The sequence below is a fragment of the Pseudomonas sp. NyZ201 genome (genome assembly GCF_049860765.1).
Lineage (GTDB): Bacteria > Pseudomonadota > Gammaproteobacteria > Pseudomonadales > Pseudomonadaceae > Aquipseudomonas > Aquipseudomonas bharatica.
This window is the reverse complement of record NZ_CP187557.1, coordinates 968,597-982,037: the sequence shown is the minus strand read 5'-3', so window position 1 is coordinate 982,037 and position 13,441 is coordinate 968,597. Positions and strand designations below refer to the sequence as shown.

At 61.8% G+C, this 13,441-nt stretch carries 11 protein-coding genes, 5 tRNA genes and 1 pseudogene; 7 read left to right on the top strand and 10 right to left on the bottom strand.

The window, feature by feature from the left end:
- Positions 1–50: 50 nt before the first annotated feature.
- The 3 genes and pseudogenes from ACPFMA_RS04525 to ACPFMA_RS04515 form a co-directional block, all read right to left on the bottom strand.
- A pseudogene (locus ACPFMA_RS04525) lies at positions 51–372 on the bottom strand (transposase domain-containing protein); the annotation flags it as partial.
- A gap of 349 nt (positions 373–721) precedes the next feature.
- Positions 722–797: transfer RNA gene (locus ACPFMA_RS04520), tRNA-Thr, on the bottom strand.
- Positions 798–854: 57 nt separating this feature from the next.
- Positions 855–1,271: a pilin gene (locus tag ACPFMA_RS04515; RefSeq protein ID WP_420058552.1), complete on the bottom strand. Its 417-nt coding sequence runs from the start codon at positions 1,269–1,271 to the stop codon at positions 855–857.
- A 208-nt stretch (positions 1,272–1,479) separates the two neighbouring features.
- Here ACPFMA_RS04515 and ACPFMA_RS04510 point away from each other — a divergent pair, with 208 nt between their 5' ends.
- From ACPFMA_RS04510 to yacG, 4 genes are read left to right on the top strand one after another with little or no spacing between them, the layout of a single operon-like run.
- A complete protein-coding gene (locus ACPFMA_RS04510) occupies positions 1,480–2,685 on the top strand; it encodes a type II secretion system F family protein (RefSeq protein WP_425929744.1) in 1,206 nt (401 codons plus the stop codon).
- A gap of 2 nt (positions 2,686–2,687) precedes the next feature.
- Positions 2,688–3,557 (top strand): prepilin peptidase, encoded by an 870-nt coding sequence (locus ACPFMA_RS04505; protein ID WP_425929743.1) that lies wholly within the window; start codon positions 2,688–2,690, stop codon positions 3,555–3,557.
- A complete protein-coding gene (gene coaE, locus ACPFMA_RS04500; RefSeq protein ID WP_009403495.1) occupies positions 3,557–4,180 on the top strand; it encodes a dephospho-CoA kinase in 624 nt (207 codons plus the stop codon). Before ACPFMA_RS04505 ends, coaE begins: the two co-directional genes overlap by 1 nt.
- A complete protein-coding gene (gene yacG / locus ACPFMA_RS04495; RefSeq protein ID WP_009403497.1) occupies positions 4,177–4,383 on the top strand; it encodes a DNA gyrase inhibitor YacG in 207 nt (68 codons plus the stop codon). The genes coaE and yacG overlap by 4 nt, the downstream gene beginning before the upstream one ends.
- On the opposite strand, the gene ACPFMA_RS04490 is transcribed toward yacG, so the two are convergent.
- Positions 4,380–5,063, bottom strand: coding sequence for an energy-coupling factor ABC transporter permease (locus tag ACPFMA_RS04490; protein ID WP_425929742.1), 684 nt, complete (start codon positions 5,061–5,063; stop codon positions 4,380–4,382). The genes yacG and ACPFMA_RS04490 overlap by 4 nt on opposite strands.
- A 140-nt stretch (positions 5,064–5,203) precedes the next feature.
- Here ACPFMA_RS04490 and ACPFMA_RS04485 point away from each other — a divergent pair, with 140 nt between their 5' ends.
- The 3 genes from ACPFMA_RS04485 (at position 5,204) to ACPFMA_RS04475 (ending at position 7,680) form a co-directional block, all read left to right on the top strand.
- A complete protein-coding gene (locus tag ACPFMA_RS04485) occupies positions 5,204–5,833 on the top strand; it encodes a DUF1780 domain-containing protein (RefSeq protein ID WP_009403501.1) in 630 nt (209 codons plus the stop codon).
- Between the two features lie 287 nt (positions 5,834–6,120).
- Positions 6,121–6,294 carry a DUF3094 family protein gene (locus ACPFMA_RS04480; RefSeq protein WP_009403502.1) on the top strand — a complete coding sequence of 58 codons (174 nt, stop codon included), beginning with the start codon at positions 6,121–6,123 and terminating at the stop codon, positions 6,292–6,294.
- 90 nt (positions 6,295–6,384) lie between these two features.
- Positions 6,385–7,680, top strand: coding sequence for an NAD(P)/FAD-dependent oxidoreductase (locus ACPFMA_RS04475; RefSeq protein WP_009403504.1), 1,296 nt, complete (start codon positions 6,385–6,387; stop codon positions 7,678–7,680).
- 161 nt (positions 7,681–7,841) lie between these two features.
- On the opposite strand, the gene ACPFMA_RS04470 is transcribed toward ACPFMA_RS04475, so the two are convergent.
- The 6 genes from ACPFMA_RS04470 to clpB form a co-directional block, all read right to left on the bottom strand.
- Complete coding sequence (locus ACPFMA_RS04470; protein WP_425929741.1) at positions 7,842–9,923, bottom strand: multicopper oxidase family protein; 2,082 nt, start codon at positions 9,921–9,923, stop codon at positions 7,842–7,844.
- A gap of 235 nt (positions 9,924–10,158) precedes the next feature.
- Positions 10,159–10,235: transfer RNA gene (locus ACPFMA_RS04465), tRNA-Pro, on the bottom strand.
- 98 nt (positions 10,236–10,333) lie between these two features.
- Positions 10,334–10,409 (bottom strand) — tRNA-Lys (locus ACPFMA_RS04460).
- Positions 10,410–10,414: 5 nt separating this feature from the next.
- Positions 10,415–10,491: transfer RNA gene (locus ACPFMA_RS04455), tRNA-Pro, on the bottom strand.
- A gap of 10 nt (positions 10,492–10,501) precedes the next feature.
- A tRNA-Asn gene (locus ACPFMA_RS04450) sits at positions 10,502–10,577 on the bottom strand.
- Positions 10,578–10,868: 291 nt separating this feature from the next.
- Positions 10,869–13,433, bottom strand: coding sequence for an ATP-dependent chaperone ClpB (gene clpB / locus ACPFMA_RS04445; protein WP_425929740.1), 2,565 nt, complete (start codon positions 13,431–13,433; stop codon positions 10,869–10,871).
- Positions 13,434–13,441 lie beyond the last annotated feature (8 nt).

The window sequence follows — 13,441 nt, the reverse complement described above, 5'->3', positions numbered from 1 at the left end:
CCACGATGAGCGCCACTGAGGAAGCGTCCGGCGAACTCACCTTGCGTAAGTCAGCGCAGCATCCACTGATGCGGCAGCAGTTGCCCGATCTCACTGGCCTGGTGTGTCGGCAGGCGCGTCAGCAGATCTTTGAGATAGGCATACGGATCATCACCATTCATGCGCGCCGATTGGATCAGGCTCGTGATTGCAGCTGCTCGTTTACCGCTGCGCAGCGATCCGGCAAACAGCCAGTTCGAGCGCCCGAGTGCCCATGGCCATATCTGGTGCTCGACCTGATTATTGTCGAGGGGCACAGATGCCATCTTCCAGGTAGCGCGTCAGCGCTACTCAGCATTTCAAGCTGTAATCGAGGGCTTTGGCCGTGGCTGATCAAACGATGTAGAAAAAAAGAAGCGCACTAAGGGTCACGTCAGCCACCCTACTGGCGAGCTCCGGAGAAAAAGGGGCGGATAGAATCGCCAGCCCAATGCTGCATCAACCGAATTCCGCCTCTAATGACTGGAAGTAGCTTGCGATGGGCCACGGATCTGATCATGTCACTAGATGAGGAACTCTCAAGAAAAAGGGGCAGAAATCCTAATGTTTCCTAGCGTGTGAACCAGCAGGAGTCGAATCCAAGCTCAAGCTCTTTCGAAATTCAGATCCTCTACCCTGCTAGCCCTGTGCTAGCCCGCTCAAAAATAAAAAAGGCCTGCATCGCTGCAAGCCTTGATTTTACTGGTGCCGGGGACAGGAATCGAACCTGCGACCTTCGCGTTACGAGTGCGCTGCTCTACCGACTGAGCTACACCGGCGGTGGCAGCAACGCTACCACTGCCGCGCGGGTTACGCAATTCACTGTTTCCTAACGACTATTGAGCCGTGCTGGTACACCCCTTCGGCGCGAGATCTTCGCTGGCGTCGGTGCTGCAGGCCCAGCCGCTGGCGGAGCGGGTCAGGGTGAGGACCTTGCCTTGCACCGGCGCCGGGGCGTCGAGCAGGGCGCAGGTGATGCTGCCGGTGCCGGCGGAGGCGGTTCCCGTGGCGGTGATGGTGCAGTGGGCGGTGCGCTCCTGGCCGCCGAGCTGGGTCGGGCCGGTAACGTCCTGGGCCTGGCTGAGGCGCACTTCGAAGGCGGTCTTCAGGGCGCTGATCTCGGCAAGGCCGGCCGTGGCCTTGGTTCGCGCCTGGTGGTCGGTGTAGAACGGCAAGGCAATGGTCATCAGCAGGCCAATGATGGCGATCACGATCATCAGCTCGATCAATGTAATACCGCGTTGCATCCTCATGGGCATGCTTCCCCTCTCGAATTCCAGGTCATTTCGGCCGGGCGGGCCGGCAAGCGCGCCAGTAGGCCCGAACCGACATCTTTTGTCACCTCGCTGAACAGGGCCGCCCGGCGTGGCTCGTCTACTCTAGTGCGGGCCGGGTAACGCTGCCGGCTGGAGCTGTAACGGAAATTGTGTTTGGCCAATTGCGACAAGGACGTGGCATCACATGAAAACCAGAACCTATAGCTGGCAGGGCGTCGACCGTAACGGCGCCCGGGTCAGCGGCCGCAGTGACGGGCAGAGCCCGGCGCTGGTCAAGGCCATGTTGCGCAAACGCGGTATCCATACCACCCGCATCCGCCATTCGCGGCGGCTCGCAGCCCTGCGCTGGTCGCGGCAACTCGATGCCGCACAACTGACCCAGCTCAGCCGCCATCTCGCCACGCTGTTCCAGGCGGGAATTCCCTTGCTGCACGGCCTGGACATCATCGCCGACGGCAGCCGCCACCCACGCATGATCAAGCTGCTGGCCGAGCTGAAGCGCGACATCAGCGCGGGCAACAGCCTGGCTGAATCGCTGCGCAAGCATCCGCGCTATTTCGATGCCCTGTATTGCAACCTGGTGGCGGTGGGCGAAGCGTCGGGACGCCTGGATGTCCTGCTGGACCAACTGGCGACCTACCAGGAAAAGCGCGCCGCCCTGCGCTCGCGCATGCGCAAGGCGATGCTCTATCCGCTGCTGGTGTTGATGGTCGGACTGGGCGTTGCCAGCCTGCTGCTGTTGCAGGTGGTGCCGCAATTCGAGGTGCTGTTCGCCGGGATGGGCTCGGAGCTTCCACCCTTTACCCGGATGGTCATCGGCCTCGCCGACTGGCTGTCCGCCCACATCCTGGCCCTGAGCCTGGCGTTGGCGCTGGCAGCCGTCGGTGTGCGCCAGCTCTTTCGTCACCACCAGGCGTTTCACCTGCGGGTGCTGGGCCTGGCTCATCGCCTGCCACTGGTGGGCAGGTTGTTGCAGCATGCGGCGATGGCGCGTTTCGCCCGCACCCTGCACACCTGCCTTGCCGCAGGCATACCGCTGACCGACGCGCTGGTACCCGTGGCGAAGGCCAGTGGCAATGCACTCTACGAACGGGCGATCCGCCGCCTGCGCCAGGACCTCGGCAATGGCCTGGCGCTCAGCACGGCGATGCGCGCCAGCCCGTTGTTTCCCCATCTTTGCGTGCAGATGTGCAGTATCGGCGAGACATCCGGCACCCTCGACGATATGCTCGATCGCATCGCCAATCACCATGAGCAGTCCATCGATCAACTGATGGAAAACCTCACCAGCCTGCTCGAACCGGTGATCGTGCTGGTCCTCGGTCTTCTGATCGGCAGCCTGGTGATAGCCATGTACCTGCCGATCTTCCAGTTGGGTAGCGTGATCTGACCATGAGCCTGTGGGACCTGTTCGCCAGCCATCCGCCCCTCTATCTCGGCAGCGCTCTTCTGCTGGGGTTGATCGTTGGCAGCTTCCTCAATGTGCTGGTGTATCGCTTGCCGTTGATGATGGAGCGGCGCTGGCAGGACGAAGCCCGTGAAGTCCTGGGTTTGCCGGCGGCCCCGGCCAGGCAGCGCCTCGATCTGTTTCTCCCGCCTTCCCATTGTCCGCATTGCCAGCATCGGATCCGCCCCTGGGAAAACCTTCCGCTGCTCGGCTATCTGTTGCTGCGCGGGCGCTGCTCTGCCTGCAACAGCCGTATCAGCTGGCGTTATCCGCTGGTGGAGCTGGCCAGTGCCGTGCTGACACTGATCGCTGCCTGGCACTTCGGGGTCAGCGCCCATGCGGCAGCCTTCATGCTGTTGAGCTGGGGCCTGCTGGCCCTGAGCCTGATCGATATCGAGCACCAGTTGCTGCACGACGTGCTGGTGTTGCCGCTGCTGTGGCTGGGCTTGATCGTCAATGCGTTCGGTCTGTTCGTGCCGCTGGCCCAGGCGCTATGGGGGGCGGTTGCCGGGTACCTGGTCCTGTGGTCGATGTATTGGCTGTTTCGCCTGGTAACCGGCAAGGACGGCATGGGCTATGGGGACTTCAAGCTGCTGGCGGCCCTCGGGGCCTGGGGCGGCTGGCAGATCCTGCCTTTTACCCTGCTGTTGAGCTCGGTCACAGGGGCGCTGGTCGGCCTGATCCTGCTGCGTACGCGTGGCCAGCAGGCCGGCACGCCGATACCCTTCGGTCCCTATCTGGCGCTCGCGGGGTGGATCGCGCTGCTCTGGGGTGGTCAAATACCCGCTTCCTATCTGCATTTCGCTGGATCCTGATGACAACGCCCGCTTTCACCCCCTGGATTCTCGGCCTCACCGGAGGCATCGGCAGCGGCAAGAGTGCGGCCGCGCAACGTTTCGTCGAGCTGGGCGTGCACCTGGTGGACGCCGACCAGGCCGCGCGCTGGGTGGTCGAGCCCGGACGTCCGGCCTTGGCCAGCATCGTCGAACGCTTCGGTCCCGGCATGCTGCTGGAAGATGGCCAACTCGACCGCGCCGCCCTGCGCCAGGTGATCTTCGCCGACCCGGAGCAGCGCCGCTGGGTCGAGGCCCTGCTGCATCCGCTGATCGGCCAGGAGATCTTCAGCTACCTGGCCAAGGCCGAGTCGCCTTATGCGGTATTCGTTTCACCCTTGATGATCGAGTCGGGCCAATACAAGCGCACCGACCGCCTGCTGGTGATCGATGCGCCGCAAGACCTGCAGATCGAACGCACCCTGCTGCGCGACCAGACCAGCCCCGAGCAGGTCCAGGCCATCCTCAAGGCCCAGGCCAATCGCGAGGAACGCCTGCGCCACGCCGACGACATCCTGGTCAATGACCGCGATATCGCCTGGCTGCATGCGGAGGTCGACCGACTGCACACTTTCTACCTGACTTTACGAGGAGGCCGTGAATGAGCCAGCCCATCACCGTTGATTGCCCGACCTGTGGCGCACCCGTCGAATGGAGCAGCGCCAGCACCTACCGCCCATTCTGCTCGGATCGCTGCAAATTGATCGACCTGGGCGCCTGGGCTGCCGAAGAACACAAGATTCCGGTGGCACCGGACGCCGAGGATGAACTGTTTTCCGGCGAACTCATGCCGCGCGACCACCATTAAGGTTCATCGTCCTTCCATGGGGCCTGCAGATAGCGGGTCCTGTTGAAGGTCTCCAGCCATTCCGGGCGGAACACCACCAGCGCACTGATCACCATGCCGTTGATAAAGGCTTCGGGGAACATGATCAGCCATAGGTAGCCAATAAAGTCCTCCAGCCATACCGGCATCGCGAAACGCCCGTCCAGCCACAGCACACCCAGACTCGCCAGCAGGCACAGCAGTGCCGACAACGCCGCGGCGAAGAATCCCGAACAGAAGATGTACACGAACAGGTTGCGCGGCTGCGCCCGCTCGACAAGGATCGCGCAGCATTCGGTGACCAGGACCGGAACCCCGATCAGCAGCACACCGTTGACGCCCATGGCGGCAAGGTCCTGACGGCCCAGGGCGATAAGCCCAAGCTGGGCGAGGAAAGCGCCGAGCACCGCCAGTGGCCAGTCCAGCAGAAGGGTGACGGCGGTCATGCCGATGAAGTGGTAGGACACACCGGTGTCGAAGTCACGGCGTACCAACCACAGGGCGAACAGCGCGAACACCGTGCCGAACAGCAGATGCTGGCGCTGGCTGTCGGTGAACAGCTCGACCCAGCGCGTGCGCGCCACCGCCCACAGGAGCAAGGGCACGAAGGCCAGCCAGCCAAGGGTCAGGCTCAGGTCCGATAGCAGATGCGCAGAGATCACGGCAGGCAGCCCTTGTTCACGGGGAATCCTCGAAGTCTACACCCGCCCCGCCCTCCTGCCCTGCGCTGGGGCAGGCAAACCCGACCAGAATCAGCCACTTGCTCCGCGCAAGCGGGCGATTGGGCGCTAAGCTTGTTGCCATGGACGACTCAGACTACCTGCGCCTGCTCACCCTCCAGGCCGAACAAGCCAATGCATTCCTGTCCAATGCCCGCAAATGGGAACGCGAGCGTTGGGTCTGCCAGCGCCTGCTGCAAGGCTTGAACATTCCCTACCGTAGCGAGGACTTCACCCCCGCCGGGCAAGAGCCGCCGGATGTTTTGTTCCGCGATGCCGCGTTCGAGGTGTTTTTCGTCCTGGATGAAGGGCGTCGCTTGAACGACGAATGGCGCGAGGAGTTGCAGCGGCGGCGCAGTGCGTTTTCCCTGGCGCAACTGGTGCGCCGCGAAGCCCGGCCACGACGGATCGGCGCACCGGAGCTGTTGCAGCGCCTGGCGCCAACCTTGCGCAAGAAGGCGCACAACTACCGCGAGCGCGGGCTGGACCTGGGCGAGCTGGATATCATCGCCTTCACCGCCCTGAAGCGGGAAACACTGGACCTGAACAGTCACTTTCCGGCGCCGACCGAGTATTTGCGACAAGGGTGGCGGTCGTTGTCGCTGGTCGGGCCGACCTTTGCCCGGGTGATCTTCGCCCATCCGGATGCACCGGATTTCCTGCGCAGCAATCTGGGGCGCAGCATTGTTTTCGATGTGGGTATCAGTCTCTAGGTCCTCATCGCCCCCCTGTGGGAGCGGTTTCATCGGACCGCCGAACCGCCGCGATTGCGGTAGTGAAGTCACCATAGCAATCGCGGGTGAACCCGCTCCCACAGGGTACGCGTCGTGCTTTCGTTTGCTGTTCTCACAAAGCAGGATTGGCAGAAACCCGACAGCGGTGATACAAAACGCATCATTCCGCTCCCGAGCAGTTGCCGGCAGGTACGCCAGTGGCAAACGGCTACAGTGAACACTGTAGCTTTCCCACAGTCACAAGCGTCTACCTTGCCGAGGCCACCATGACCAGCCGCCTGACCCCTGAAGACCAGCGACGTGTCGATCAATACCTGCAAGCCCCCCATCATCAAGTCGAGCGCAAGCCTTTCCGGCCCTGGCTGCTCCTTGTCCTGGTGGTGGGCGTGACTGTGGGTCTGGGCCTGTTGAGTCGCCTCCTGAGTTTGCTGGTGCTATGAGCTGCCTTGCGCTCGCCCGCTCCGTCCGCCCTGCGCGGACGGTCACTCAGGCCACGAATCCGAATTCCGTAAACCTTATGAGATATCTCCATGACTCACCGTATCGTGATTGTCGGCGGCGGCGCCGGCGGCCTGGAACTGGCGACCCGCCTGGGCAAGACCCTGGGTAAAAAAGGCAGCGCCGAGATCACCCTGGTCGACGCCAACCTGACCCACATCTGGAAGCCCCTTCTGCACGAAGTGGCCGCCGGCTCGCTGAACTCCTCGGAAGACGAACTGAACTACGTGGCCCAGGCCAAGTGGAATCACTTCCAGTTCCAGCTCGGGCGCATGAGTGGTCTCGATCGCGCCAGCCAGCAGATCCAGCTCGCCGCCACCCTCGACGAAGAGGGTCGCGAGCTGCTGCCTGCACGTACCCTGGGCTACGACACCCTGGTGATCGCCGTTGGCAGCAATACCAACGACTTCGGCACCCTGGGCGCGGCGCAGCATTGCCTGTTCCTCGATACCCGCAAGCAGGCCGAGCGTTTCCACCAGCAACTGCTCAACCATTACCTGCGCGCCCATGCCGGTGACCAGGCCAAGGAAAAGATCAGCGTCGCCATCGTCGGCGCCGGTGCCACCGGTGTCGAACTGGCCGCCGAGCTGCACCATGCTGCCCATGAACTGGCGGCCTATGGTCTGGACCGGATCAAACCGGAAGACATGCACATCACCCTCATCGAGGCCGGCCCGCGGGTACTGCCTGCGCTGCCGGAACGCATCAGCGTGCCAGTGCACCAGACCCTGGAAAAACTCGGCGTGAAGGTGATGACCAATGCCGCCGTCAGCGAAGTCAATGCCGACAGCCTGAAGACCGCCAACGGCGACGTGATCGAAGCCGGCCTGAAAGTCTGGGCGGCGGGGATTCGCGCCCCGGCCTTCCTCAAGGATATCGACGGGCTGGAAACCAACCGGATCAACCAGCTGGTGGTGCGCCCCACCCTGCAAACCACCCTGGACGACAATATCTTCGCCTTCGGCGACTGCGCGGCCTGCCCGCAGCCTGGCAGCGACCGCAATGTGCCGCCACGGGCGCAGGCAGCGCATCAGCAGGCCTCGCTGCTGGCGAAAAGCCTGAAGGCTCGCCTGGAAGGCAAACCGCTGGCGACCTACGCCTACCGTGACTACGGCTCGCTGGTATCGCTGTCGCGGTTCTCGGCAGTGGGCAACCTGATGGGTAACCTGACCGGCAGCGTCATGCTCGAAGGCTGGCTGGCGCGGATGTTCTACGTATCGCTGTATCGCATGCACCAGATGGCGCTGTACGGCACGTTCCGCACCTTGATGCTGATGCTCGGCAGCCGGATCGGACGTGGGACCGAGCCGCGGTTGAAGCTGCACTGATGGCGGTGAGTCATTCAGCCTTTGAGTGACTGACACGGCCTCATCGCTGCGGTGCGGCGTCCCGACAAGCCAGCTCCCACAGGTTGCGCGTGCGCCACGGACTTTGTGCGATGAGGCCGGAAAGGACAAAGAAAAACCGGGCCCATCAGGGCCCGGTTTTTTTAATGCCCGCTGTGGGCATCGCCGGATTTGCCATCCAGCGAGATCCGCACGTTCTGCATCATGCCCTGGTCCTCGTGGTCGAGGATGTGGCAGTGCAAGACGAACTCGCCGATGTAGCGCTCGTAGCGGGTGTTGACGTAGACGGTGTAGTAGTCGAGCTTGTTCGGATCAGCCTTGTTCTTTACGCCGGGCTTGACGAACAGGGTGTCTTTCCAGACGCCCTTGAGGCCCGCGTACTGCGTATCGCCATCCACGTCCACGGCGCCCGGCTCGCTGAGGTCGGTCTTGCCGTCCGGGCCGATGATCTTCTCGATCTGGAACGGGTTCACGTGGATATGGAACGGATGCCCGGCCAATGCCGACTGCAATTGCCATTGCTGGGCGTTGCCCAGTTTCAGCTCACGGTCAACCACACCCGGCTGGTAGGCCTTGGCGGTTTCCGCCGTTTCGCCGATGGCGAATTGGGTCACCTTTTCCTTGTTCTGGAAAATGTTGAACACCAGTTTCTGCACTTCAGGCTGCAACTCGCTTTGCTCGACGGTGCGATGCGGCACGAAGCTGTTGAGCTGAAGACCGTCCTTCAGGTCCGCGACCACCTTGCTGCGTACCGCACCTTCGGGCATGTTCTTCTGTGCCGCCGCGATCAGGGTGTTCTTGATGTGCTCCTTGCCATCAGTGACCGCCTTGCCTTCGACCTTCACATAACCCAGCAATTGAGGCGTGTTGTTTTCCTGGGAGACGCTGCCCGCCTGTGGCGAAGATTCGTCGATCAGGCAGTATCCGCCGTCGCTCGGGAAGGACACCAGCAGATCATGGCGGTAGCCTGGCTGCAGCGTCACAGTCTCCTTGCCCTGGGCCTTGGCGTAGGTCAGCCCATCGGCGGCAATCACCTCGTACGGCACGGTCTCGCCGGTGCAACTCTGGTCGATGAAGGCCTTGGCCGCGTCGATGGCGTCGCTCTGCGGCGTCTCGAGCGTGCTCAACTGCTTGTTATCCTTCAGCTTGACGATTTTCAGGGTGATGGTGTCGCGGATGCCGGCATGCACCAGGCGCCAGCGCTGGACTTCACCGGTCCGCGCCGTGAACACCGGTTGCACCAGGCCGTTGATGCTGGTGTAGCGGCCGGAGCGCTGCCACTCTTTCGGGCTGAACTGGTCATAGGACTTGACCACGCCGATCTCGCCCTCCTTGCAACTCCAGTCGACCACTTCGATTTCCTGGCCCTTTTCCACGATCTTTTTCTTCTTGACCGGGCCCTCGCCCTTGTCACCGACGCAGGCATAGGGAATCTGCTGCATCACCAGCAGCCGCTCAGGGAATTCCTGCCCCTTGATCGGCTTCAACAGCGTGTCGATGTCACCGTTACGCACGATGGCGCCGCTCTTGTCGGCCTTTGGCAAGCGGTCGCCACGAATCACCAGAGCGCCAGCCATGCCGCTGCCCACCTGCAACGCCGTGGAGCCGTGCAGATGCGGGTGATACCAGAAGGTACCGGCCGGATGGTCAGACGGAATGTTGTATTCGTATTGGAATTTTTGCTCGGGATTGATTTTGAGCAGCACGTTATCGCTATTGCCCGCCGGACTGACCCACAGGCCATGGGAGTGCAGGTTGGTGCCGTTGAAACAGTGAGGATTGTTCATTTTCGCCGGACCGGTGGCCGTGCAGGTCTCATCCGGTGGAAGACGGTTATCCAGGTTGATGCGCACCGTGTCACCCGGTGTGACGTCGATCGTCGGAGCGACGAACGGCACCTGCGGGTCGACATCGGTACCGGTGTAGCTGCGCAGGTACACTGGCACGTAGGTCCTGGTACCCGGGTTATAGATGGTGTTGTGGGTGTACTGGATCACCAGGTCGAGCAATCGCTCGCGACCGGCGTGGGGTTGCGGAGCAGCATTGACCGGCTGTTCCGCACTCATCAGCAGTGTTCCACGGGCCGCCTCCAGGGTCGGCGCGGCCTGTTCGAGGGAGGGCGGGTTATTGAACGCACGTTCCTGCGCAGCCTGGGCCGTCGCTGCGGCGCACATCAACGCCAATGTGCTCAGGGCGAGGTGCCTGTGTCGGTGAAGTCCTGTCATGCCAATGCTCCTGCATAGTCGAAATAAGGCGAACCAGACAGGCTCCCCGCCTGCCAGGATTGGCCATGGCGCAGGGAAAGGCACGGAAAGGAGTCCGTGAAAGAAATGGCTAAGTGCTATCCCTGCGCAGCCAACCCTAGTGAAGGTCGGTGCAGGAGCGCAACAGGAAGGGTCAGGAAAAGGTCATTGCAAAAACGAAAAAAGGCACCCTTGCGAGGTGCCCTTTTTCTGAAGATGGTCGGGGTAAGGGGATTCGAACTCCTGACATCCTGCTCCCAAAGCAGGCGCGCTACCGGACTGCGCTATACCCCGGTAAAAAAAAGGCACCGATGAAGGCGCCTTTTTTACGACTGGACGCTAATGGCGTTCCAGTCTTTTAAGATTCGAACCCAGCGAACCGGATTCGAAAATGGTGGGTCGTGTAGGATTCGAACCTACGACCAATTGGTTAAAAGCCAACTGCTCTACCAACTGAGCTAACGACCCAAAAATGGTCGGGGTAAGGGGATTCGAACTCCTGACATCCTGCTCCCAAAGCAGGCGCGCTACCGGACTGCGCTATACCCCGGCTTGAAATTTGGCTCCGCGACCTGGACTCGAACCAGGGACCCAATGATTAACAGTCATTTGCTCTACCGACTGAGCTATCGCGGAACATCAATTTCATCTACTGCAATTTCGAACGCTGTATCACTACCGCTTCGAACCCATCGACCTTGTGCATCGCTGCGTTCATGTCTCTGAGGCGCGTCATTCTACAACCTTCAAAACCTTTGTCAACCCCCAATTTGCATTCAACTTACTGATTTGCAACTTGTTTTCAGATTTCCAAAACTGCCTGGAAACCGGGATGACTTACAGCGGGGCGCACTTTACAAGCACTCGAAAGAAAATGCAAAGAAAAAAGGCCCCGAATTTCGGGGCCTTCATCCAAGCGGTGGAAAATCAGGCGAAAACGATCTCCTCGCCTTCCACTTTCGCCGTGATCGCAGTGCCCGGCAGGAAGCGGCCCGCCAGGATCAACTGCGCCAGCGGGTTCTCGATCCAGCGCTGGATCGCCCGTTTCAGCGGCCGAGCGCCATAGACCGGGTCGTAGCCGACGGCGATCAGCTTGTCCAGGGCTTCCGGGCTCAGCTCCAGGCTCAGCTCGCGCTCGGCCAGTCGGCTGCGCAGGCGTCCGAGCTGGATTTGCGTAATGCCGGCAATCTGGTCGCGGCCCAGTGGCTCGAAGACCACCACTTCGTCGATCCGGTTGATGAACTCCGGCCGGAAGTGCGCGCCCACGGCATCCATCACCGCAGCACGCTGCGCCTCACGGTCGCCCACCAGATCCTGGATCTGCGCCGAACCGAGGTTGGAGGTCATGACGATCACGGTATTGCGGAAGTCCACCGTGCGTCCGTGGCTGTCAGTCAGGCGACCGTCTTCCAGAACCTGAAGAAGCACGTTGAACACATCCGGGTGAGCCTTCTCCACCTCGTCCAGCAGCACCACCGAATACGGTTTGCGCCGCACGGCCTCGGTCAGGTAACCACCCTCTTCATAACCCACATAGCCTGGCGGGGCGCCGATCAAACGAGCCACGGAGTGTTTTTCCATGAACTCGGACATGTCGATGCGCACCATGGCCTCCTCGGTATCGAAGAGAAACTCGGCCAAGGCCTTGCACAGTTCGGTCTTGCCGACACCGGTCGGGCCGAGGAAGAGGAACGAGCCACTCGGACGGTTCGGATCGGACAGCCCGGCGCGGGAGCGCCGTACCGCGTTGGCGACTGCCACCACCGCCTCTTCCTGGCCGATTACCCGCTCATGCAGAAGGCTTTCCATCTTCAGCAGTTTTTCCCGCTCGCCTTCAAGCATCTTCGACACCGGGATACCAGTCCACTTCGAGACGACTTCGGCGATTTCCTCCTCGGTCACCTTGTTGCGCAGCAACTGGTTATCGGCCTTGCCGTGCTGGTCGACCATCAGCAGGCTGCGCTCCAGGTCGGGGATGACCCCGTATTGCAACTCGGCCATGCGGCTGAGATCGCCCTTGCGCCGGGCGGCTTCCAGCTCCTGGCGGGATTGCTCGATCTTCTGCTGGATCTGCGCGGAACCTTGCACTTCAGCCTTTTCGGAGGTCCACACCTCTTCCAGATCAGCGTATTCGCGCTCCAGGCGGGCGATTTCCTCGGTCAGTTTCTCCAGGCGCTTGAGCGCGGCTTCGTCGTCTTCCTTCTTCAACGCCTGGGATTCCACCTTGAGCTGAATCAGGCGGCGCTCCAGACGGTCCAGCACTTCCGGCTTGGAGTCGATTTCCATGCGGATGCGGCTGGCGGCTTCGTCGATCAGGTCGATGGCCTTGTCCGGCAACTGCCGGTCGGTGATGTAGCGATGGCTGAGCTTGGCCGCAGCAATGATGGCACCGTCGGTGATCGCCACCTTGTGGTGCACTTCATAGCGTTCCTTGAGGCCACGAAGGATGGCGATGGTGTCTTCCTCGCTCGGCTCCTCCACCAGCACCTTCTGGAAACGCCGCTCCAGCGCCGCGTCCTTCTCGATGTACTGGCGGTATTCGTTCAGCGTGGTGGCACCGACACAATGCAGTTCGCCACGGGCCAGGGCCGGCTTGAGCATGTTGCCGGCATCCATGGAACCTTCGCCCTTGCCGGCGCCGACCATGGTATGCAGTTCATCGATGAACAGGATGATCTGGCCTTCCTGCTTGGACAGCTCGTTGAGCAACGCTTTCAGGCGCTCCTCGAACTCACCGCGGAACTTGGCGCCCGCGATCAGTGCGCCCATGTCCAGGGAGAGCAGGCGCTTGCCCTTAAGGCCATCCGGCACTTCGCCATTGATGATGCGCTGGGCCAGGCCCTCGGCGATGGCGGTTTTACCCACGCCGGGCTCGCCGATCAATACCGGGTTGTTCTTGGTACGCCGCTGCAGGACCTGGATGGTGCGACGGATCTCGTCGTCACGGCCGATCACCGGATCGAGCTTGCCGTCCTCGGCGCGCTTGGTCAGGTCGACGGTGTACTTGTCCAGGGCCTGGCGCGACTCTTCGGCGTTAGGGTCATTCACCGCCTCGCCACCGCGCAGGTTGCTGATGGCATTCTCCAGGGCCTTCTTGCTCACGCCCTGGCTCAGCAGCAACTTGCCGAGCTTGCTGTTCTCGTCCATGGCGGCGAGCAGCACCAGCTCGCTGGAGATGAACTGGTCACCCTTCTGCTGAGCCAGGCGATCGGCCTGGTTGAGCAGGCGCGCCAGGTCCTGCGACATGTTCACGTCGCCAGTGGGGTTCTGGATCTTCGGCAACTGGTCGAGTTCCTTGCTCAACGCAGCCCGCAAGCCATTGACGTCGAAACCGACCTGCATCAGCAGCGGTTTGATCGAACCGCCCTGCTGGTCGATCAGGGCCTGCAACAGGTGGACGGGCTCGATGGCTGGATGGTCCATGCCAACGGCCAGGGATTGGGAATCGGATAACGCCAGCTGTAACTTGCTGGTCAAACGGTCTATACGCATGAGTTACC